A 23,106-nucleotide genomic window follows, 5' to 3' on the forward strand; every position below is an offset into this window, starting at 1 on the left:
GAGCTACTGCTCCGCTTTCTCTCCTCGACATTCAGAAAAAATATCCATTTTCTTGTTATAAGCCTTAGTCGATACATCCATTAAACCTAGCAAGGTAGAAAATAGGTTATCTTGGCTATAAGCATTATGAGCATTTTTCCTTAAGCAGTTTCCACTGATATTTTTGACCTTAGCAAATTCATCCGACATCCAGAACATCCAAGGCACATGCTTTTGCTCTGTTGGTGCGAACTTATACGGCAAGCCATGCAAATAAATACCGTCTTCACCCAATGACTCACCATGATCAGACATATACATTAAAGCTACGTTGTGGCTGAACTCAAAGCTCTTTAACAAGCCTATGGCTTTCGCCATTACATAGTCTGTATACCTGAGTGTATTGTCATATACATTATAAATTTCTTCAGATGAGCAGTTTTCAATATCAGCACGTTGACAGCTTGGCTTATAAAAATCCATTGATTTTGGGTAGCGTTCAAAATAGGTTGGCCCATGACTTCCAATCAAGTGGAGAACAATGAACTTATCTCCTTTCATTCGAATGATTTGAGAATATAACCCTTTTAATAGCGCTTCATCATGACAGCTTGAACCATTGCAAAACTCATCAACTTTAGACGTATCTAGCTTAATTTGAGTCACATTTTTAGCTACATGTTTGTCGCCACCATCATTTTCTTTCCAGAGTACGTCAATGCCCGCCCTTTGCATGATATCTAATACATCATCTTGATTATCTGCACGCTTAACGTCGAACTCAGTTCGATTCATATTAGAAAACATACAAGGGACAGAAACTGCTGTAGCCGTGCCACACGAAGCCACTTGAGTAAAAAAATAAGGCTTGTACATTTGGGTATAGGGTATGGTATTTCTGTGATAGCCATTAAAAGGATAATTTTGCGCCCTTGCCGTCTCACCTAACATGAAAATAACTAAGTTAGGTTTCTTCGACTTATTTCCTCCAAAAGCCTTAGGATTTAGCTTGGCATCTAAACCTACTTTTTTATAAGGCACTTTAGGACTAAAGTACTTCTGTTTTGTTAATTTGGTTACGCTATACAAAAACTCGGTAGGAATAACCAGTTCTTGCAAATTATTGTGGGTTCGACCAAATGAAGCATAATCCTTGTAAAATATGGCCGCAATCGCAAATATTCCCACCACAACGACAAACAGCGCCATAAATTTATTAATCACTAACTCTTTTATCGAGATGTCTTTTATTTTAGTAAAACCTAAAACGGCACTTGGTAACACACCGAGTAAAAACACCCACCCAACCGAATATAGGCTCAAGTATGAAAGTGCCTCTCCTTTATTGGTATCAAGAATATTCACCAACATGTCTTTATCGAAAATCACACCATAGTAGAAAGTGGCGTAACTCATCGCGCTAGAAATGATCAGCAATGGAATAAAAAACACTTTGACTACTTTGGGCCAAGCAAATAGATGCAGAACCAAATAGATCACGAAAAAAAAGAAAATCGGTATTGAGATAATGAAAGGTATGCTGTGTTGTGAGCCGTCAGAAAAAATGCCGTACAATTTGTGGTATACAGGTACATTTAGTACCAAAGTGAAATACAAGGCTAATGTAGCTATGACGCCACCAAACGATCTCTCGCGATAGAAAAATTTTTTTAATGACATCAAATCACCCCATAATCACTAACCCATTGTCTTGGTTAAGTTAAGTACAATTTCAATGATTTGCTTTTTTTATAGGACAAAGGAGTGCCTCACAAAGTTAAACACCTATTGTTGACTGAGAACAATTTTCATTTAGAATGCGTTGTACGATGTGATACTGAGAACACCACAGTGACTAAATTAGAGCGAAAGCAAATTAAGAAGTTCGACAAATTTCTTAAAAAAGTTTGCAAAAAGCAGGCTAAAAAGTCACTGACAAAAATGGTAGGTGTTTCATCAAAGAAACAGAGAAAAGAGCAACGTAAAAAGCTAACAGAAAAAGCTTATGAACAACTTAAGCTTCAGTTCCAGCTACCTTCTAAAAAAGAAATTAAGCAACAGGCAAAACAAGCTTTGCTACAACAGCTCAATACCCAAAGCAGTCAAAATGATGAAAAATACGGTTTAGAGTCAATCCCAGCGATTTCTTTAACCACACCTTTAAAAGCAAAGCCTTGTGGTGGATGCCCTGCTCTTAAAAATGGTTTATGTAAGTGTGCGATTAAAAAGCAAGATCGCCAATTAAGCCGCAATCACCTTGGCAACGCTGCCTGTTGAGTTTTTCGAAATATCAATGCGTTGCTGAATTTGCTCTTTCATCTCAGTAACATGAGAAATCACGCCAATCATTCTTCCTGTCGACTGTAAATCCATTAACGTTCTTACAGCTAAATCCAGCGAATCTTGATCTAAGCTCCCAAAACCTTCGTCAATAAACAAAGTATCCAATTTGATCCCACCAGCATAAGCCTGTACGACTTCAGATAATGCTAATGCCAATGACAAAGCCGCCATAAAGGATTCACCACCACTTAAAGTCGAAACATCTCTCACTTTAGAGGTATAAGCATCTTCCACTTCCAAATCTAAACCTGAAGCTTTATTACCTTTCGCCTTATTTTCTTTGCGGTAAAGACGATAGCGCCCCTTACTCATCACACTTAAACGCGTGCTGGCATCAAGAAGCACGTCATCCAGCAACACGCTGAGAACAAAACGATTCAAGCTAATTTTGTTTCCAGTTTGTCCATTAGCAATATCAGACAAGGTCCCAACAACCGCATACTCTTGTTCTAAAGATGCAGAGGTTTCATCGACTTCAGCCAATTTCGTTTGGATCTTATGTAACTGTGAACGACTCGATTCAAGCGACTGCCATGCCTGCTCTTTCTCTGCTAACAGTTGCTGTTTTTGCTGCTGAACTTGCTCTAATAGTGAAGTCTCTGGCTGAGTTTGCCCATCAAGTTCTTTAGTCAATGCTATAAGTTGCGAATCATTAACCGCACAGTCTTGTTGGTATTGCTCTACTTGTACTTTGAACTGCTCTTGCTGAGATTCTTGTAACACCGCCTTTTTAACAGCTTCACCATCTTCAAACCCAGATGCTTTTGATTGCGACTCAAACTCATGTTGGGCTTGAGAATAATTAGTTTCAGACTCTTTAACTCTGTCTTCGATACTGGATAAAGCAGATCTTGCCGACGCTAACTGCTCTGTGATTTCAATCGATTGTTGTTGAATGGTTTTGATTTGCTGCGCTAAGCCATTAACGTTTTGCTCAGCTTGTGTTAACGCAGCCACAAGTTGATCATGACTCGTAATATTTTCTGGTAGTTGTTGTTCTATCGAATTAAGTTTAGTTTGTAACTCTGCCTGAGTTTTTTCTTGCTCGTTGATTTGAGCAAGAAGGTTATCTAACTGCTGGCGAACTTGCACTTCTTGCTGTTCAATCCCCAGCAAGTTTTGCTGAGTTTGAGCAAGATTATTCTGCGCCTGAACGGCTTGAGTTAATTGAGCCTTTAAAGCATTTAGCTGTTGTTGCCACTCATTGAGAGGTTGAGATAAATAATGTGTCAATTGATCAGCTAAAGGCTGTAATTGCTCTGTAAGCAATTTTAATTGATCTTTCAAACTTGAGTAATGACTTCTGGCATCGTTCAAATTTTGCAGTGCTTGTTGCTCGGCTTTGGCAGCAGTATCTAACTCTTGCTCTGTTGGAGGCGTTACATTTGCGATAGCTAGTTGAGGGTGCTCAATACTACCACATACAGGACAAGCATCTCCTTGATTCAGCTGACTGGCTAAAACCGCCGCTTGACTTTGATGCCAAGAAAGCTGTAAAGCTTTATGTTCCGATTCCATTTGTTTATAAATCGACTTAAGCTGTAAACCTTGCTGTTTGGCTTGTTCTAATTGCTGCTTTAGTTGGTCAATTTGAGCTTGTTGATTTTGGTATTGCTGATAATTTTTCAGCGCATTTTCAAGCTCATTGACTTGGTTTTGTAACTCAAATTGAGTACTAGCCTGCTGTTGTAATTCATTAACTTGCTGTTGCAGCTTTATTTTTTCTTCAGCTAAATTCTGCAAGCTTTGTTTGTCATTATCCTCTTGCAGTTTTAAAGCATTTAGCTGCTGTTGTAAGCCTAATAAATTCGTAGCAATACCTTGCTGCTCAGTAATCAAAGGTTGAAGCAGCTGTAACTGTTCTAACTTAATATGAGCCTGTTTTAAATCTGCTTCTAATTGAGGCTGTAACTGTAATTGCGCTTGAAAAGCTTGCTGTTTTTGCTCGGCACTTTGTAGCTGACTTTTCGCTTGTTCAAATTGCTGATTTGATTGAGTTAGCTCTTGCTGGCGTTTGTTGTAATTCTCAAAGATAGGTAACAACTGACTGGCTTTGTAGGACAACTCTAATTGTTGTTTTATTTGTTCGATATTTTCGGCTTGCTGCTGTAATTGCTGCTGTTGCTCTTTTACTTTATTGAGTTCAACAAACTTTTGCTTGAGTTGATGCGCTGAATCCAACGACTTGGTCGCCGTTTGTAACTCTAACTGTGCATTATTTTTTTGCTTTTCAGCTTGTTCTAGTTGAGGTTTTAACGACTCTAATTGCTCGGTAAGCGCTTTATCTGAATCTAAACCCGCAGATTGTAAGATACCTTTTCGCTGATAACGAATATCTTGTACTTGCTGACGGATTGATGCCGATTGTTGCTTAAGATGATCCTCGATGCGTTTATATATTTGAGTTTGAAACAGCTGCCCAAAAATTTTTTCTCGTGATTTGGAATCCGCCATCAAGAGTTCACGGAACTTACCTTGTGGCAATACCATCACTTGTCTGAATTGCTCAACATCTAAACCTAACAATTGCTCAATTTTAGTCGTGGCTTCTGATACCTTGGTTTCAACCATCAAGCGAGTTGAGCCATCATCTTCAACTTGATATAGCTGCGCTTCAGGCTTTTGTTGTGTATAACCATCACCGCTTTTCTTTTTACGGGCTTGCTCGGGTACTCGCCTGATCCGATAACGGCTTTCACCTAAGCTGAACTGGAAGGTGACTTCAGTTAACACCTCATCTGCTGCCATATCACAGCGCATTTGCGTGCCTTCACGCTCATTGCCAGTGGTTTTGCCATACAAGGCAAAGCAGATACCATCAAGAATGGTGGTTTTCCCAGCACCTGTTGGACCATTTATCAAAAACAAGGCATGTTCAGACAGTGAGTTGAAGTCGATTTCTTGAGTACCTGAGAAAGGTCCAAAAGCCGACATACTCAATAATTCAGGCTTCATCCGTTATCCTTGTTCTTATGTAAATTATCTAATAATACATTCATCAATTGCTGCTGCGGCTCGGATAATGACTCACCGGTCATTTCTGAAAAGAAGCTAGAAAACATGTCCATCTCGTTTTGTTTTATATGCTGACGCCTTATCTCCGTTTTTTCAGAGCTAGCTAATAAACCGACTCGCTCGAGATGCAACACATTCGGGTAAACCGTTCTAAGCTTACCCATGGCATCCAAAATGGCATGCTTGTCTTGTAAACGGATAAGAATGTAATCATCAGAATTTGGATCGGTTTTACCTTCTTCTAGAATGGTTTCTAGTTCACCATCAATAACTCTAACGTCTCTTGGGCTCGTTAGTGGTAATAAGCTGATTTGTGGTTTGTTAGAATCATTGAAAAACTCAACAAGGGTCACGGACTTTTTCTGACTGGTTTCACTAAAAGAATATTTAAGAGGAGAGCCAGAATAACGAACGTGCTCTGCACCTTTATACTGTGGACCATGTAAGTGGCCTAAAGCCACATAGTCAAAAGGCTCAAATAATGCCGCACTGATTTTGTCTGCACCACCGACACTCAGTGGACGCTCCGACTCTGAGTCTATGCCACCATCAATAAAGCAGTGACTCATCACAACCTTAGGTAAACCCTTACTATCATGATCATGTACTTGCTTCAAAAGTACGTTCATTGCTTGTTCATGAGTACTGACGTCACAATCAAATAATTCTCTTACTCGCGATGGTTCAGCGTAAGGAATGGTATAGAAAACAGCATTGCTATTTTTGCCTTTAAGCTCAATATGACAGAGTTCTTTCGATAATGGTCCAATGATATGTAAACCACTATTCGACATTTGGCTTGAACCAAATCCGAGCCGTTGATGACTGTCATGGTTTCCTGCAATCATGATCACTTGGATGTCATGTTCAAGAATTTGATTAAGCGCATTATTTAATAACTCAACCGAGGTTGCGGGCGGTACTGAACGGTCATAAATATCACCTGCAACGATTATGGCGTCTACATCATTGTCGACAGCAAGCTTTGTGATTTGTTCAAGTACTGCCTTCTGCTCTTGATGTAGCGATTGATTGTGTAAATAGCGACCGATATGCCAGTCAGAAGTATGAATAAATTTCATTTTAGAACTCTTAGCTCGTAAACTGATCCGATAATAACTTGATACTCATGGCTAATGACATCGTCACCACCATTGGGCGAATCAATTTAGTCCCTTTTGATAATACCAACCTTGAGCCTAAATTAGCGCCAAGTGCCTGCCCTACCATCATGGTAAGCCCCAACAGCCAAACCACATGACCACCGATGATAAAAATTATCAGTGATGCGATATTGGTAGAAAAGTTTAATAACTTAGCATGAGCTGTGGCTTTACCTAAGCCAAAACCATATAACATAACAAATGCTAGAGCGAAGAAACTTCCTGTCCCGGGACCAAAGAAACCATCATAAAAACCCACACCAATTGCAGCAGTAAAGGCAAATAAAGTGGGAGTTAGCACTTGGTGTTTATCATCATCCGATAGCTTTTTTGAAAATAAAAAATATAGCCCAATGCCAAAAATTAAAAATGGAAGGATGACTTTTAAAATTTCCGCATCGATTTGCTGAACAGCAAAAGCCCCAAGTGCAGAGCCGACAAAGGCACACCCAACAGCCAGCCACATTGTTTTCAACTTAACGGCACCGTGCCGTATAAAATACCAACTGGCAAAAAAACTGCCAGCGCTCGCCTGTAACTTATTTGTCGCTAGTGCAGCTACAGGTGGTAAACCCGCCCACATCAGAGCAGGAATGGTTAGCAAGCCTCCTCCCCCGGCAATGGAGTCGATAAACCCTGCTAATGCTGCGACTGTGAATAGTATTAATGCAATTTGAATGGTTAGCTCAAAGTCCATGATTATCCCAAGTGATAAATGTATCAGCATTATACGCCTTACCTACTGAAATCAAACGGTAAACTTTTTGGGCTATTTTCATATACCTACTAAAATTATTTATGACCATGCCACGAGGCAATTTGAGGAAAAGCAAGGTTTCGTTATGAGCAAGGATTATCGCTTCGATAAAGATGAGTGGGATGAAAATTCTGACCACGGTGAGGCAAAGCACGAAAAGCGTAAATGGAAAAAAGAGAAAGACTTTAGAGCCAAAAAGAAAAAGTCAAAGTTTGATGAAGATGACCTCAGCAAAAATTACTGAGTAGCCTCTGTAAAAATAGAATGCCTGCTTGAGCAGGCATATCAAAACAAACTAGTGAGAACAACCTTCTCCGCATTCATGCTCTTCATCAGCGAATTCATCATCCCCTTCTTGATGTTGCATCACGCCCCATCCATCCGAGATCCCATCGTACTCTTCTGCAAAATCATGAAGCTCAGATTCAGCAGCAATAATAGCGTCATATTCAGGCATCATGTGAATGGAAACAATCAATTCCCACTTAGTCGACTCCTCATTAAACAGCAGTTCAACTTCACCTTCGCGATCTGAATTAACAAGATCTTCGAGTGCCGTCTCCGCATCACGCTGCTCGTCAAATACCAAGAAAAAATCGATATCTTGAGACTTTGACAAATCCACACCCGCTTCAGCCATAGCAGCCAACATTTGCCCATTATCATCATCAGGAAACTGCATCATTTCATCCTCAGAGGTGATCATTACTGATTCACCATTAAAAGTAACTACATCACCCGCAACCACTTTTTTGCGTTTGCGAGTTTCAACTTCACCATTTACTAGAACATAGCCTTCAGAGATAACATGCTTAGCTTCGGCACCAGCACTGATCATCCCCTGAATTTTCAGAATTTTATAAAGCTCAATAAACTCATCACCCGAGCGGAGTTCTAGTGTTTCAATATCAGACATGAATTAACCAATGAAAAATAAAAGGGATTATACTGCCTTACCACTAAAATTCCCTAGACAATAATCCGAAAACGCAATCATCCACCCAACGTTCACCGTTTTTAACATGTTCTCGTAATACGCCCTCTTGCTTAAAGCCTGTTTTTTGCATTACACGTTGAGAGCCAATATTTTCAATATCACAGTAACCTATAAATTTCCGAATACCATATTCAGTAATCCCCCACTCAACGACCCGCTTAAGTGCTTCAGTTGCAAACCCTTTACCTTGAGCGCTTGGGCGCAGCATGTAACCTACTTCAACATCGTTATATTCTTTATCAATACGGCGAAAACCTGAATAACCAACAAAGTTTCCTTGTCTATCTTCTAAAACCAGTGCTAGCCATTCATTTAGCTCATAATTCCAAGTTTTCTTTCTTTGATCGAAAACTTCTCGAATTTGTGCTGCTGGCTCAGGAGGTCTAATGAAGCGGCAAATCTCTTCACTAGAGTTCATTTCATAGAAATTCGACCAGTCAGAATCGACTAAAGATCTTAATGTCAGGTTATCAGTTTCTAGGTATATCATTTCATCCTCTGAAAAAAGAAAGGCGGCATAATTGCCGCCTCTAGATAACTAACTTAAATCAGTTACTTCTGTGAAGCAATCCAGCTATCAATTTTATCTTCCATCACAGCCATTGGTAGCGAACCTGTCGTCAAAATTTGATCATGGAATGCTTTGATATCAAACTTACTACCAAGTGCTTTTTCAGCTCGTTCACGAAGTTCAATAATCTTTAACTGACCAATTTTGTATGACAGCGCTTGGCCTGGAATCGCCATGTAACGCTCAACTTCAGCCACAATGTCTGATTCAGCCATAGGAGAGTTATCTTTCATGTATTGAATCGCTTGCTCACGACTCCAGCCTTTGGCGTGTAAACCTGTGTCAACTACTAAGCGCATTGCACGAAGCATTTCATCAGACAACTTGCCAAAGTATTGGTAAGGGTCTTTAAATAAGCCCATTTCCATACCTAGGTATTCTGCATAAAGCGCCCAGCCTTCTTCAAATGCAGTGTAACCACTGAAGCGTTGGAATTCAGGCACACCTTTTAACTCTTGCTTGATAGCAATTTGGAAGTGGTGACCTGGTGCTGCTTCATGTAATGACAGCGTAGTCATGCCCCACTTTGGCTGAGCTTTTAGGTTATAAGTATTGATATAGAAAATACCCGGACGAGAACCATCTACTGCTGGTGATTGATAAGATGCTCCAGCGGCTGATTGTTCACGGAACGCTTCAACAGGCTTAACGATGTAATCAGCTTTAGGCATTACATTGAAGTATTTAGGCAACTCTTTGTTGATGGTATCTTTTAATCCCATATAACCATCAACCAAGTCTTGGCGCTCGGTGAAGAAATACTTAGGGTCTGATGATAAGTGAGCAAAAAAGGCCTTTAAATCACCTTTAAAACCAACCTGCTCTCTTACTTTATCCATTTCAGATAAAATACGAGCCACTTCTTTTAAACCAATTTCATGAATCTCATCAACTGGCATTTTGGTGGTCGTGTGTTGGTTGGCCAAGTGTTGATACCAAGCTTTACCATTAGGCAATCCCCACCAGCCATCACTTGCACGCGTTTTAGGAATATAGGTTTCAACAAAGTAACCTTTTAATGAAGTCAGTGCTGGTACCAGTTTATCTGAAATCATCAACTTATAAGCTTTAGTCAATTCGGCCTTATGTTCAGCAGTAAAATCTGCTGGCATATTGTTAATTGGTGAGAAAAAGATGCTTTCTTCTGGATTTGATACAATATGAGCCTCAAGCTGTGGAACGATTTTTTCGGCAAGTACGCGTGGAAGTACGACCTTGCTTTCAGTACCCTCATTCATACGAGTTTGAGCTTGCTGAGTCCACTCAATAAAGCCATCTAAACGAACTAACCAGTTTTTATAATCTACTACTGTTTTAAATGGCTGAGCGCTTTCACCTGTACCAAGCTGAACCATGGTAATCACAGTGTTATAGAACTGGTTCATCGGCAACCAACGCGATGGATAAGTCTCAGAAATGAGTTCCATGTTTCGGTCATAGCCGAACAAGTCATAACTGAACTGAAGATTTGTCGGTAAGCGATCACGATCAATCTTTTTAAGCTTATCCAAATACCCTTGGTTAAGTTCGTGGCGCGCTTTTAGATACTCTTCCGTTAAGTTACTACCAAATTGGTCGTTATAATCATTATTACCAACAAAAGTAGCCATTAATGGATTCAGCTTCAGTTGATCCTTAAAGTAGTTATCAACCAAATCTAGATACACCTTTTCAGCTGTTTGCTGACTTTCAACTGTTACAGATGAGGCTTGTTTTTTAGACGAAACCTGTACTTCTTGAACGTCATTGTCTTGACATGCAGGCAGAGTTAACACTGCACTTATCGACATAAAAAGAAGAGACTTTTTCATTTTTCTTTCCCAAAATTAGTTTATTTTTGAATGTCACGCAGCGAGTGATATTTCAAAATTGTCATCTATACTTGATGCTATTGCGTGAATGCTTTTAGGAGAAAGCATGTTGTATTCATGGCGGAAGCCAAGTTTCATGGATCAAGAAACCGGCGTCTATAACCAAGCCTACTTTATTGAAGCTTTTAACCGAGAATGGCAAAAACATCTATCACAACAAAAAGGATTAGCCTTATTGTATCTATGTCCTAACATGGATGAAACAAGCAATTCCAATACAGTTCTTAAAATTCTGTCTGTAAAACTGCAAAGTAGTTTTATAAGAAGCAATGATTTATTAGCGAGAAGTGAAAAAGGCTACTTTACAATCGGGCTATTCGATTTGGATATTGATGGTTTACAGGCTGTGTTAAAAAGAATAAATACAGCTATCACAGAAGTTAAGCATGACACTCAAACACGGTTAAATCAGAAATTTGATTGTCGAGTCATTGCGGGGCATTGTACTCCAACTACCAATAAACAATCTGATGGTTTAATTAATCAGGTTGAACAAGCGCTCCACTTACAGCCTGTAGACCTAAAGAAACCTGACAAAGTTATATACTGGGAATAAAAAACACCTCCAACTGGAGGTGTTTTTATTTGAGCAATAAGAAGTTAAAGCTTAACTTTATTGATTCGCGCTTTTTCGCGAATATACTTCTCGAAAGAAGTCGCATGCTTCTTGGTTTTCTTATCTTTCTTAGCAAGTAAGATATTCTTAAGCGATGATTTGTATTGCTTAAGATTCAAGTAAGAAAGAGAAAGCTCGTAATATGCTTCACCAGGATTAGCTAATCCAGCTTTAATTGCATTGTTATAAGCTTTGATAGACGCAGAATAGTTTTGAACGCTAGATAGCATTCTACCTTGTTTCAGATACAATTTTGCATCGTTATCAATGGCTGCTGCTTGACCGAAGTAATCAGCCGCTTTCTTCATATCTTTCGCATTTTGGAATAATCCAGCGATAACACGAAGAGAGCTCTTATCCTTTTTAACATCACCAGCTTTTAAATGCTTTTCAAGCAATTTAGCACCGTGATAAGGACCGCCATAACGCGCTTGCAATTGAGCCAAACGAGTAATGCCTGAGCCAGCTGTCAAGAAACCAGCCTTATACGTTAAGTCATAAGTATAAAGTGCTTTCTTGTAATTCTCAGTTGCTAGATAAAACTGAGATAGCTGGCGCCAAAAAGAACCTTCGCCAGGGAAAAGCTCAACAGCCGTTTCAAGAACTTTTACTGCGTTTTTCAACTCTTTCTTGTTGTAGTAAGCGTTTACTTTTACGTTGTAAAAATCCTTCTTAGGCTTTTTGGCAACCTTGATAGCAAGATCAGCGTACTTGATCGCATTATCCCAGTCTTTAACTTGAGAATATGAAGCCGCTAATAAACGATAAACGTCTTCATCTTGCTTACAAGTGAAGTCCAACCATTTTTTAAAGTAGCTAATACCTACGTTAAATTTTTCTGATTGAACCGCCAAAATACCAACAAGCTTTAGCGTATCAGCATGCTCAGTCCCACCTAAAACATCAAGATCAGCCGCTTCTTTTAACTGAGCGAATGCTTTGTCTAGTTGATTCTTTTCAGCATAAAAGTTACCCAACATTCGGGCAACAGACGCTTTATCAAAATCTTTTTTCGCTGAAGCTTCTAGCAATACAGCTAACGCTTCATCGATGTTGCCTTCAGTGTAAGCTTTGTAAGATCGTTGGATCTTTTTACCTACACTTTGGCCAACTGCTTGGTTTTTACGTTTCTCAATTGGGCATTTATCTGCCGCAACAGCTGAAGTTGCAACAGTTAATGCACCAAAGGAAAGCATAATAGCAGCTGCAAATTTATTTAACTTTGCCATGTTATTATCCTTTGTCTAACGTAAAGTCCAAACGGATTTTCATACCAGTACGTTTTTGTGGCTTGCCATCAACGATTTGTGGTTTGTATTTCCATTTTCTCAAAGTACGGCGTGCCGCTTTGTTGAAGATACGCTTCGGCTTAGCTTCAAGAACTTTAATGTCCTCGATTCCACCAACGGTGTTGATAGAAAAGCCAAGTACTACATAACCTTCTTTACCGTCACGAGCCGCTTGAGGTGGATACTCTAGTGCAGTACGTACGATTGGAGTAACGTCACCATCACGAGTCATCATGTTACCAAGTTTAAATCCCCCGCGAGAAGCACTTGTAGAAACACCATTCGGGTTAAAGTTCAAACTTGTATCAATGCTGCTTGAAGTATCTGGTGGCGGTACCTCAGGCTTAGGTGGTTGCTCCGGTGGCGTAGGTGGCTTAGGTTTAACCCTAGGCTTGTCCTGTACCTGAGAGTCCTGCCTCTCCATGCTGATCTGAATCTGTGGTGACTCAGTTTTCTCAGCGTGGCGACCTGCGCCGCCACCTACTAAGAATGCCATGAAGACAAACAGGCCAAAGGTAACAGCACCACCAATAATGATAGATACTATTCCTCGGAACATATTAATCCTTCCCTGCTGATACAAACACTTTATCTACACCGGCTTTCTTCACGCTATCAAGGATTTTAACCACGATACCATGTTCAGCTAGCTTGTCGGCTTCAATCATTACCGCAGCATCTGGTGTTTCTGCCAGCATACGTTCAACGTTTGCTGTTACACGTTCAATATCTACGTTACGGTTTTCCATTTTAATCACACCAGTCTTACTTACACCAATGAAGATGTTAGAAGAAGGCTGGCTAGGAGCCGTACTCGCTTCAGGTTTTTCGTAATCAAGACCAGATGGCTTGATGAACGATGTTGTCACGATGAAGAAAATAAGCATGATGAATACGATGTCCAACATTGGAGTCATATCGATCTGTGCTTCATCTTCTACGCTGGAATGCTTTTTACGTGCCATATTCAATCTCTCTCTAGTGGTGTGGCAAGCTATCTTTTAGCTTCTCAATGCTGATTTTCATTTTTGCGTCTAGGCGAGTACTAAAGAATACTCCTGATAACGCTGCGACCATTCCTGCCATTGTTGGCATGGTTGCCATTGAAATACCAGCTGCCATCATACGAGCGTTACCCGTACCATGTACTGCCATCACATCGAATACTTGAATCATCCCTGTTACTGTACCTAATAGTCCAATCATAGGACAAATAGCTACTAAGGTTTTGATGATAAGCATTCCCGCGTTTAACTCTTGTTTGGCTTGGGATACCCAAGCTTCACGTATACGGTGTGCGTACCAAGAGGTAGAATCCTCTCTTTCATCCCATGCTTTGATGATTGCTTTGTGCTTAGCTGGTGATACCCAGTTAAGGAACCAGTAGCGTTCAAGCATTAACACCCACATTAGGAATAGTACTGCCGCAACCAGCCAGAGGACGTCGCCTCCAGCGGCCATGAAGCCCCTGACGGAATCCCAAATGTCCATCAGGAATAGCATCATTATTGAGCCCTCTTCTCAGCGTGCTCAGCAACTAGGCCAGCACTTTGCTCTTCTAGTACTTGTACTACAGACTTGCTCTTCGCGCTAACAATAGCGTGTAGAAGCATTAGAGGTAGTGCAGCAATCAGACCTTGCACAGTCGTGATAAGAGCCATAGAAATACCACCAGCCATTAGCTTAGGATCACCAGTTCCGAATAGCTGGATGCTTTGGAAGGTTGCAATCATACCAGTTACTGTACCAAGTAGACCCATCATAGGCGCGATAGCAGCGAATACTTTAATGATTGAAATACCACTTTCTAGAGAAGGTGTTTCTTTCAGAATGGCTTCGTCAAGTTTCAGCTCTAGAGTTTCAACATCACCAGACTTGTTCGCTTGATAAGCTTGAAGTACGCGACCAAGAGGGTTGTTACCTGGGTTGTTGATGTCTTTACGTTGAGCGTTAACTTTAGCACCAGTAGCATAAAGAGTAACTAGTTTGAATAGTGCGATCAGAGCACCTACAACTAAAATACCGATGATGATGTAACCAATTGGACCACCTGCTTCGATACGCTCTTCTAGAGTAGCTTTACCAGTGAATACTTTAAGTAAGTTACCACGTGCTGGGTCAACAAATAGTTTTGTATAACCAGAAGTAGTGCCTAGGAAGTTTTGTACACTTGATACTTGCTGTCCACCTGGCTGTTGAGCTAGGTCTTGGATGATGCCTAAAGTATCGTTGTAAACCACATATTGGTTATCAGCTAATAGGTTAAATGGACCAACACGAGTGACTTTAGTGTTAGTAACTTCACCGTTAAGACCAGTAACGTCTGCATTAAAGCTAACAACTTTACCTTGTTGAACCATTTCGAAAAGTTGGTCTTCCCAGAACTTTTCTAGCTCATTGATTTTTGGAAGCTGCTTACGAGCACCTAAATCAGCAACAAACTTGTCACGTCCAGGGTACTCAGCAGAGATGTTTGAAGAGGCTAGCTTACCAGCGAAATCACCGGCTTCACCTTTAACAACACCGAACATTTCACCTAAGTCACCTTGGGCTGCAACTAAGTCAGCTTCAAGTTGAGCAATACGACGCTCGTTGTCTAGGAAACGTTGTTGTAAATCTTTACCACGTTGCTTTTCATTAGCAAGAGCGCGCTTTTCTTTCTTAAGAAGCGCGGCTTTATCAGCACGTTCAGCACGGAACTCAGCTTCACGCTTTTTGTCTACTTTACCTTTTGCAGCACGGTCAGTTTGAACTTGCTTTAAAAGTTGGTCTACCGACGTAGGCGCATCAGCAGCGCTTACCATGCCAGCAACTAAAGAAAGGCTAGCAGCCACTAGTGTGGATGTGATTAACTTTTTCATTATTTAGCAGCCTCCGCAGCTGGGATTGGTAGAGCGAACATATCAGGTGCAGCTTGACCACGAGCCTGACGAATAGCTTTAGTGATGTTACGTAGGTAACCATCATCTAGCTCATCCCATGATTTAGTTTCTTTGTTGTAAACCCAAGCATTCTTTTGGTCGATGCTTTGTGCAACTAGAGAAACACGACCAAATTGTAGGAAGTCTACTAATACTTCTTTACCACCTAGGTTTAGCTTACCTTCATAAGCACCGGTAGTAGTACCGTATTCACGCTCAATGCTGTATGCGTCTAGAATAAGACGGTATTTCTCAGCAAGCGTTACTTCTGCAGAGTCAAGAAGTTCTTTTAGACGTTGAACACGCTCTTCACGTACGTCTGTTTTGAAAGGAAGATCCAGCTTTACGAATTTGTCTAGTGCATCAACCATCTTAAACATAAGAGGCACTACACCTTGACGTAGAGCATCAACACCGTCGATGTCTTTTTGGATAGAAGCCATAGTTGCTTCTTGATCCGCTACTAACTTAGCAACGTAATCGTTGTAGTCTTTTAGCGTTTCACGCTCACCCGCAACAGAGTCATACTGGATAAGCAGGTCCTGCGCCTGATCAAAATACTTATCAACTTTCTTCTGAGAAGCCGCAGCAGCAGTATGGATTTTACCGTCTGCTTTTTGGACATCGCTCAGAGGATTTGCAACTACCAGGTTGCTGCTTGCAATCGCTAGTACACCTACTAACGCTGAAGCAATTTTCGTTCTCTTGCTTACCTTGGACATAGTTCCCAACCAATTTTGTGTTAATTAAAAAGTGTTAACCTACTGATATTGCTGAGTGTTTGTTTTAATACTTCATGCAATCACGTAAGTACATCTTTCTATTGTGATTGTTGTTATTTTCCCTTTTTCTATACCCTTAGGCATAGACCCGATGGCATCATTCCATAAAAGGTTGACGAGTGTCAATACTTCTTAAACTATGATGTGAGAATTAAGTAAGATAATTGTTTTTGTTAACATTTTTTTTACACAAGCTTGTATAATCGTGAGTGAACTTAAAATTATGATTAACTGAATAGCTGATAACGAAAGACAGTTCAAATTGTTTTGACAGGGATCATTTGATAGGTATCAATACTTCATACTCCAAGTATAAATTCAAACAAGGTAGAGCAATGGTTGATAAAAATAAAGCCCTACTTTTCAGCAGAGCTTTATAGATATCAAATTATGAAAAGTCATTTTAAATTAGAACTTAACACCCGCTCGTAGATATACGAATCGGCCTATTACATCATAAGTTGAAACATCCGTATTGGCGCCAAATGCAGAGTACACAAATGGAGGCTCTCTATCAAATACATTATCGACGCCTAAAGTAACAGATACATTTTCAGAAACATCCCAGTTACCTTGGAAATCGAAAACAATATTTGAGCTCACATCACGCTTAAATGGATCAGTCCACCAACCTTTTTCAGTCTCTTCCACTCCACTGATATAGCGTGTGATAAGGTTTACTCCGAACTCATCTTTAGTCCAACCTAAGTTAAAGTTTGCCTTAACTTTTGCGAACATACCGTCATGGTCTGCTTCAAATCTTCCTACATGATCGATGACTGTACCGTCTGAAAGCTCTTTGTCGTAACTCAACAAATAAGTACCATCAAGACCTAAACGAAAATCCCCCGCACTGGTCTCGTATAAGTATCTAACGTCGAAATCAACACCAGATGTGGTTATTCCACCTACATTCACCGTGTAGTTATTCACATTTTTAATCAAACCAACTACAGGACTACCTGGGCCAAATCGATTGATAGAATCACAGTACTGTCCATTCTTAAAACATCCATCTAATCGCTGCTGAGTACCAACTGTCGAGATAGCATCTGTTAATTCTATTTTCCAGTAATCTACACTTGCTGAAAAATTCTCTATAACATCAGAGCTATATACAACACCGACGGTCAAGATATCTGCGGTTTCTGGCTTTAAGCTTACTGCGCCGTTCCAGTTTTCAGAACCGCCACCTTTAGTAGGGATCTGCTCCACATCACCAGACTTATAACCATCTGTTGGTACACCGCTTGCTATACAGTTTTTCCAGTTAGGTCCCGCTTTAACTTTCTCATAATCAGCAAGGGTCTTATATGAATCTTGGTCACATGGATCTCGCGCTTCTGGAAAACCAGTTGCAGCACCACCAAATAATTCTGCTATGCTCGGAGCTCTGAATGCCTGTGAAGCTGTTGCTCTCACCATCACACTGTCGATAGGCTTATACTTGATACCAACCTTACCACTAGTATTTCTGCCGAATGATGAGTATTTTGAGTGACGAACAGCTAACTCCAAATCCAACAATTTTGCCCATGATTCATCTACAGCAATAGGTACAATTGCTTCAGCAAACAAAGAATCAACGTTATAGCCGCCTTTTGTGCCAACAGCAGAACCTGCTGTGGTAATACCTTGAAGGATTAATGAATCAGGTGTGTAAAAACCACTTTCTTTACGATATTCCCACCCCGCAGCAAAACCGACTGCTCCTGAAGGTAACTCAAATAAGTCACCAGTCACAATAGCATTAACAACTTCCTGCTTTGTTTGACCAATTTCTGTTGTATTGTAGTCACCAGAAATGTACCTAAGCATCTCAGGTGTGATTTCATCTTTAGTCCCTGGTTGACCAAAAATATTTAACGGTACACAACCAGCAATAACTTTATTTTCACCATCTAAACAAACCAGTTTCTCACCTGCAGCGTCAACGACAGGTTTGCCATCAGCATCAACTATTAGCTTGTTACTGGCATCTAGCCACCCTGTAGGACCAACTGCATCCTTAACTTTTGCAAGGTTAAAGTAGCCTTCTGCTCTTTCTACTGCGTCACTTTGACCCCAGCTATAAGAAACTTCCCAATCCCAACCGTTATCTAGAGCACCTTTAAAACCAACTGCGGATCTAAATGTTTTATAGTCTCTAGAGTTAGCACGACCACCTGTTTCCAGCATACGACGCCGCCAATCAGCAATGTCGTAAGATTTACCGTCAGGACTTTTAGGACCAAACTTATGGTTATAGTAGTTCTTTGATGAGTACGGGGCAGGCTTACCAAAGAAAACCAATGGTGCTAATGGCTCTGGAGCAATCAAACGATTACCACTGTCGTTACATAGTTAGCTTCAGCAAATGACTTAACATCTCCTAATACACCAAGTTCTCCTAACTCATAGTTTGCAAAAACAGAAGCGTAGCGCCTTGTACTTGGTGTTTGAAGGTAGTTGACGGGGTTATAGTTGTATGAATCTTTTGCACCATCATACTTTCTCCACGGGCCGTAATCAGGACCACGAGTCACACGCCCATCAGCAGTATTAGCATTAACCCACGGTGGCGCCGAAGAACCACCTTTCTGTGTACTTCCATCAGGGTAAGCCCTTAATTCGAACTCAGAAAACGGGCGATCCCCCATAAATGCATCTTCTTGATCGCTGTAGCCAAGTGCTACTACCACGTTCCCTTTATCACTTGAAGTACCAAAAGTAATATCAAATGATTTTTGACCAGCATCACCTTTATCACTTTTTCCGTAGCTTGTTTTAATTTCAAACCCTTCAAAGTCATCCTTAGTGATAATGTTAACTACACCTGCAATTGCATCAGAACCATAAATTGCAGAAGCACCATCTTTCAGTACTTCGATACGCTTAACAATTGCTGTAGGAATTGTATTCAAATCAACAGAAGAATTAGCACCTCCACCGCCTGATACAACACGACGACCATTTACTAGAACTAATGTACGGTTTGTTCCAATACCTCTCAAAGAAAATCGAGTTGTTGAGTCACCACCATTGTTAGTTTGAGTGTTTACAGCAGCACCCGCAGACGACGTCAAATTCTGCAACAAATCACCAACATTCGTAACGCTCATTTTTTGAATTTGTGATGAATCAATAGTAGTTACAGGGTTTGCACCTTCGATATCAGCTCGTTTAATTCGAGAGCCTGTGACTTCAATCCTTTCTACATCTTTACTTTCTTCTTCTGCAATTGTAGGCGCCGACATTAAGACTGCTGCTCCACCAATCAGATTAAATCTAATTGCTTGAGTTAATCCTTTCTTATTGCTTTGCATTTGTCCCTCCTAGGTGTGTTTTAATTATGTGCATTTGCAGATACAAAACATCAACATAAAGCAAACAACCTTAAAACATGCCTGAGACACATAAATAACCAAAAATGATTCTCCCTTTGTTTATGTCCGTTTCGATTGAATAAAAAATGATTCTGGGTCGTACTTTGGTATGATTTAGGAGCTTAAAAACAGCTCAAACTCAATTCAGTTTATAGACATGAAATGGTTCAACAGTACAGATATTTGACTTTAGAGTTTTCTAAGTCACATAAAGTCATTATTAGAAGCTTTATGTCACATACTGTTGAATAGCTCTTATTTTAAACTTGGTCGCTTAATGTCTGTACTAATGAGGAGTGCACTTAACAAAACTTCTTCTGTGATTTGTAATTCTTTCGAAAAATCATGTATAAAAAAATCGGCTACAACTAAGTTGTAACCGATTTTTTAAGCTACCCAATTATCATTAAAATGCTTATATGACCTGCGTTAGCGAAAGACTAAGCATTCTAGGATGACGCTGAATTAAAATTCAGCTCTAAATAATAACTCAACAGTTCTTGGTGTTTGCCAGCTGGTCTCTGAACCAAATGCAGGGTTGGCGTTAAATGCCCCTCCTGTTTCAGCAATTTCATTATAACGAGTAGGTGTTGTTGAATCGAAAACATTATATACATTCAGTTGTACGAATGCTTTTTCAGCAATTCCAAAGTGACTTAAGTCATATTTAGCATTGAAGTCAAACTTTGTTGTCCAAGGAGTACGTCCGAAACTACCTCTTGAGAACTTCTTTTTACCTACATAGAAAGTGTTTCCATAATCATAAGAATCTTGGTCAGGGAAGTAACCAGCACCTAATGCATTACGAGGTCGACCAGAAGTAATATTCAAGTTCATACCAACTGAAAAGTTATCTGTAACTGCATATGAACCAAATACTTTAATTGCATGGCGACGATCGTTCGGTAAATTACCATATGCCCCATCCATTAGATATGGATAATCCCAATCAGTAGTTAAACCGGCATCATCTTGACCATTATCACCCTTAACTAGACCATCTGTATTACCGTAAAGTTGAGACCAAGTATAACTTGCTTTAACCATCCAATCATCTTGCCATGCCCGCTCTAGTACTAAATCAACAGCATTATAAGTACGCTCAGCTTTTGGATAACCCAATTGTTCGGCAGTGAAATGATATGTTTCAAGCTTACCATCTTTGTCCGTATCCAATTCGAAGGTAACGTCACGCCCTGGATTCATTAGAACAAAGTGATGAACTTTTTTTCCAATCTTTTTAAAGGCTGCGTCTACACTAGCGTCATCAATTACGTTCTTCAATTTACGATGCGTAAACTTAGCCCCAAATGACCAATCTTCGTTAATCATACCTTGATAACCAAGCATAAACTCATCTTGATACATTGGTTTCAGATTCTTATCTGTTACACTGTCAGGAGAAGGAGCGACACCATCTCCTATAACATGTACATCGCCCAATTGATCACCTAGAATTGGCACATCGCCTTCACCAACACCTTTTAGCTCATAATACGTATGCTTATATGTCTCAGCGCCTGCCAAACGGACATTCGTATTAGCAGCGACAGGTAGGTGATAACGTCCTAAATTAGCGAAAACCTTATGTTCACCATCACCGGTTAAATCATAAGAAATACCAAATCGAGGAGCAAACTGATTTTTCATTTCAATAAATGTTTTGCCATCTGCATTTAAGTTCTCGAAACTTTCCCAACGAAGACCTAAATTCACAGTTAACTGATCAGTGGGTGTCCAAGTATCTTCAATGTAAAACGCTGAGTTATTCACATCGAAAGTACCACCTACTTTATAGTTTCTAACACGAGAATAACGTCCATCCTTGGTTATTGTATAACCGTTAGGAAGCTTCGTTCCAGCCTTATAGTTAATATAGGCATAATAAATACCACCAGATAGTGTTGTATCAGCTTCACTTGTATTTTTCTCAGCATCATAACCAAATTTTAGATTATGCTCATCGAATAAATACCAATTTGCATCAAAACGATATTGACGTCTCTTATCTGTATCAGTACGAATTGTAAAGTTTGACCATTGCCCTAGTGATTTTCTAGCTGAAAGATCATAAACGACAGGGTATTTGTCACCTGACCCCCTAACAATGTCCCTAAACTCAACTTCACCCGCCATTGCAGAAACGCTGAAATCATCAGTTATGTTACCGGTATAGCGAACAGACCAGCTACTACCTCCTGTTTTGGCAACACTTGTTGCATCTGGTTTCCCTGGAATCAGCTCTCTAGACTTCAATTCACCTTCATCATTAAAGGTCCAAGCCATAAGAGAGTGGTCTTCATTAATGTTCCAATCTAGCCTAGCTAAATAATATGGTGAATCATCATTTCGATATAAAGTTCTAGTTCCTGCACTGGTTAAATCTTTTAGTTTTTGCTCTCGCATTTCATACAGACCATAAAAGAACAGAGTATCTTTAATGATTGGAGCACTTACATAAACGTCGGTAGTATAACCTTTTCTTTCATCTTCACTGTTATCTACGATAATATCTCCGACACGATTACACTTAGTGTCATTTTTATCTTTACAGTCGCTAGATAAATATCTTGAGCTAGGGCGCTCCCCATATAGTCCACCAAGTTTCTGTCTATGTTGTAAGCCGAATTTAAATTCGTTTGTTCCAGATTTTGTTGTTGCGCTAACAACACCACCTGTTGAGCGACCGAATTCTGCAGAATAACCACCAGTTTTCACTTGAAATGCATCGTATGCTAAAAATGGAATTGTTGCCCCTCCAACACCATTTCTATAGTTAGTCATATTTAAGCCATTAACATAATATGTGTTTTCAGCTTGCGAAGCACCACCAAAGGTTGCAAGAGCGTTACCTTTTGCATCTGTAAAGCGTGAATCACCTAAATTAACTCCAGGTGCTAAAAGAGCAACAGAAGTCACATCCGGTGCTATTGGTAATCTTTCAAGTTCTGCGGCAGAAACATTAAAGGATGCTTCAGAGCTTGAAGTATCAACTGTTGCAATACGTGAACCAGTTACCTGTATAACTTCAATATCATCACCAGACTCAAGACGAATATCTAGTTGAGAAGTCTGACCAATGCCTATAATAACATCATTTATTACCGATGTTTTGTACCCCTCTTTTTCGACGCGTATATCGTACTTACCAACAGGAATGTTACTTAAATTGAATACCCCTTTGCTATCAGCAACAAGCTCTTTTTTATATCCATTTTCTTTGTTTGTAACGATTAAAATAACTCCAGCCAAAGCTGAATTACTCGATTGAGTTACGACTTTCCCTTGTAAGGTTCCATCCACGTTATTGGCATATGCCATAGACGCAGTTACGGATAAAGCCGTACAAACTGCAACACGTAATGCTGTTTTTTTAAACATAGTTCAATCTCCCTGGGCATTTTATGTCTTTATTGTTTTCTACCTGTTTTGAATTG

General features: G+C 40.0%; 19 protein-coding genes and 1 pseudogene. 3 read left to right on the forward strand and 17 right to left on the reverse strand.

Annotated features, from left to right (window positions below; translation table 11 throughout):
- Positions 1-3 precede the first annotated feature (3 nt).
- Positions 4-1,659 (reverse strand): phosphoethanolamine transferase, encoded by a 1,656-nt coding sequence (locus E2H97_RS12765; RefSeq protein ID WP_133407490.1) that lies wholly within the window; start codon positions 1,657-1,659, stop codon positions 4-6.
- A gap of 84 nt (positions 1,660-1,743) precedes the next feature.
- Between E2H97_RS12765 and E2H97_RS12770 the strand changes: the two genes are divergently transcribed.
- Positions 1,744-2,256 carry a hypothetical protein gene (locus E2H97_RS12770; RefSeq protein ID WP_246028999.1) on the forward strand — a complete coding sequence of 171 codons (513 nt, stop codon included), beginning with the start codon at positions 1,744-1,746 and terminating at the stop codon, positions 2,254-2,256.
- Here E2H97_RS12770 and E2H97_RS12775 read toward each other — a convergent pair.
- Genes E2H97_RS12775 through E2H97_RS12785 form a run of 3 tightly spaced genes read right to left on the reverse strand, consistent with a single transcriptional unit; the run spans position 2,221 to position 7,197 of the window.
- Positions 2,221-5,277 (reverse strand): AAA family ATPase, encoded by a 3,057-nt coding sequence (locus E2H97_RS12775; protein WP_133407491.1) that lies wholly within the window; start codon positions 5,275-5,277, stop codon positions 2,221-2,223. The genes E2H97_RS12770 and E2H97_RS12775 overlap by 36 nt on opposite strands.
- Positions 5,274-6,419, reverse strand: coding sequence for an exonuclease SbcCD subunit D (locus E2H97_RS12780; RefSeq protein ID WP_133407492.1), 1,146 nt, complete (start codon positions 6,417-6,419; stop codon positions 5,274-5,276). Before E2H97_RS12780 ends, E2H97_RS12775 begins: the two co-directional genes overlap by 4 nt.
- Before the next feature lie 10 nt (positions 6,420-6,429).
- Positions 6,430-7,197 carry a TSUP family transporter gene (locus tag E2H97_RS12785; RefSeq protein ID WP_133407493.1) on the reverse strand — a complete coding sequence of 256 codons (768 nt, stop codon included), beginning with the start codon at positions 7,195-7,197 and terminating at the stop codon, positions 6,430-6,432.
- Positions 7,198-7,342: 145 nt separating this feature from the next.
- On the opposite strand from E2H97_RS12785, the gene E2H97_RS18870 reads away from it, so the two are divergent.
- On the forward strand, positions 7,343-7,501 hold the full coding sequence (locus tag E2H97_RS18870) for a hypothetical protein (protein ID WP_170308302.1): 159 nt from the start codon (positions 7,343-7,345) through the stop codon (positions 7,499-7,501).
- A gap of 51 nt (positions 7,502-7,552) precedes the next feature.
- Here E2H97_RS18870 and E2H97_RS12790 read toward each other — a convergent pair whose 3' ends face one another.
- The 4 genes and pseudogenes from E2H97_RS12790 to E2H97_RS12805 all read right to left on the reverse strand — a co-directional run bounded on the left by E2H97_RS12790 (position 7,553) and on the right by E2H97_RS12805 (position 10,636).
- Positions 7,553-7,939: a ribonuclease E inhibitor RraB gene (locus tag E2H97_RS12790; protein ID WP_133408648.1), complete on the reverse strand. Its 387-nt coding sequence runs from the start codon at positions 7,937-7,939 to the stop codon at positions 7,553-7,555.
- Between the two features lie 6 nt (positions 7,940-7,945).
- A pseudogene (locus E2H97_RS12795) lies at positions 7,946-8,173 on the reverse strand (RNA-binding S4 domain-containing protein); the annotation flags it as partial.
- A 43-nt stretch (positions 8,174-8,216) separates the two neighbouring features.
- Complete coding sequence (locus E2H97_RS12800) at positions 8,217-8,744, reverse strand: GNAT family N-acetyltransferase (protein WP_133407494.1); 528 nt, start codon at positions 8,742-8,744, stop codon at positions 8,217-8,219.
- Positions 8,745-8,806: 62 nt separating this feature from the next.
- Positions 8,807-10,636 (reverse strand): DUF885 domain-containing protein, encoded by a 1,830-nt coding sequence (locus tag E2H97_RS12805; protein ID WP_133407495.1) that lies wholly within the window; start codon positions 10,634-10,636, stop codon positions 8,807-8,809.
- A 136-nt stretch (positions 10,637-10,772) separates the two neighbouring features.
- Here E2H97_RS12805 and E2H97_RS12810 point away from each other — a divergent pair, with 136 nt between their 5' ends.
- Positions 10,773-11,252 carry a diguanylate cyclase domain-containing protein gene (locus E2H97_RS12810; protein WP_170308303.1) on the forward strand — a complete coding sequence of 160 codons (480 nt, stop codon included), beginning with the start codon at positions 10,773-10,775 and terminating at the stop codon, positions 11,250-11,252.
- 44 nt (positions 11,253-11,296) lie between these two features.
- Here the strand turns inward: E2H97_RS12810 and E2H97_RS12815 are convergent, their stop codons facing one another.
- From E2H97_RS12815 to E2H97_RS12850, 9 genes are all read right to left on the reverse strand, one after another.
- Complete coding sequence (locus E2H97_RS12815) at positions 11,297-12,541, reverse strand: tetratricopeptide repeat protein (protein ID WP_133407497.1); 1,245 nt, start codon at positions 12,539-12,541, stop codon at positions 11,297-11,299.
- A 4-nt stretch (positions 12,542-12,545) separates the two neighbouring features.
- Positions 12,546-13,160 (reverse strand): energy transducer TonB, encoded by a 615-nt coding sequence (locus tag E2H97_RS12820; RefSeq protein ID WP_121838357.1) that lies wholly within the window; start codon positions 13,158-13,160, stop codon positions 12,546-12,548.
- A gap of 1 nt (position 13,161) precedes the next feature.
- A complete protein-coding gene (locus tag E2H97_RS12825; protein WP_133407498.1) occupies positions 13,162-13,566 on the reverse strand; it encodes an ExbD/TolR family protein in 405 nt (134 codons plus the stop codon).
- 13 nt (positions 13,567-13,579) lie between these two features.
- Positions 13,580-14,107 carry a MotA/TolQ/ExbB proton channel family protein gene (locus tag E2H97_RS12830; RefSeq protein ID WP_133407499.1) on the reverse strand — a complete coding sequence of 176 codons (528 nt, stop codon included), beginning with the start codon at positions 14,105-14,107 and terminating at the stop codon, positions 13,580-13,582.
- On the reverse strand, positions 14,107-15,462 hold the full coding sequence (locus E2H97_RS12835; protein ID WP_133407500.1) for a MotA/TolQ/ExbB proton channel family protein: 1,356 nt from the start codon (positions 15,460-15,462) through the stop codon (positions 14,107-14,109). Before E2H97_RS12835 ends, E2H97_RS12830 begins: the two co-directional genes overlap by 1 nt.
- Entirely contained in the window at positions 15,462-16,244 is a 783-nt protein-coding gene (locus E2H97_RS12840) for a DUF3450 domain-containing protein (protein WP_133407501.1), read from the reverse strand. Before E2H97_RS12840 ends, E2H97_RS12835 begins: the two co-directional genes overlap by 1 nt.
- Before the next feature lie 468 nt (positions 16,245-16,712).
- Positions 16,713-18,623 carry a TonB-dependent receptor domain-containing protein gene (locus tag E2H97_RS12845; RefSeq protein ID WP_246029000.1) on the reverse strand — a complete coding sequence of 637 codons (1,911 nt, stop codon included), beginning with the start codon at positions 18,621-18,623 and terminating at the stop codon, positions 16,713-16,715.
- A complete protein-coding gene (locus E2H97_RS19015) occupies positions 18,620-19,609 on the reverse strand; it encodes a TonB-dependent receptor plug domain-containing protein (protein ID WP_246029001.1) in 990 nt (329 codons plus the stop codon). Before E2H97_RS19015 ends, E2H97_RS12845 begins: the two co-directional genes overlap by 4 nt.
- A 525-nt stretch (positions 19,610-20,134) precedes the next feature.
- Positions 20,135-23,050: a TonB-dependent receptor gene (locus E2H97_RS12850; RefSeq protein WP_133407502.1), complete on the reverse strand. Its 2,916-nt coding sequence runs from the start codon at positions 23,048-23,050 to the stop codon at positions 20,135-20,137.
- Between the last annotated feature and the right edge of the window lie 56 nt (positions 23,051-23,106).

Source organism: Parashewanella tropica, assembly GCF_004358445.1.
GTDB lineage: Bacteria > Pseudomonadota > Gammaproteobacteria > Enterobacterales > Shewanellaceae > Parashewanella > Parashewanella tropica.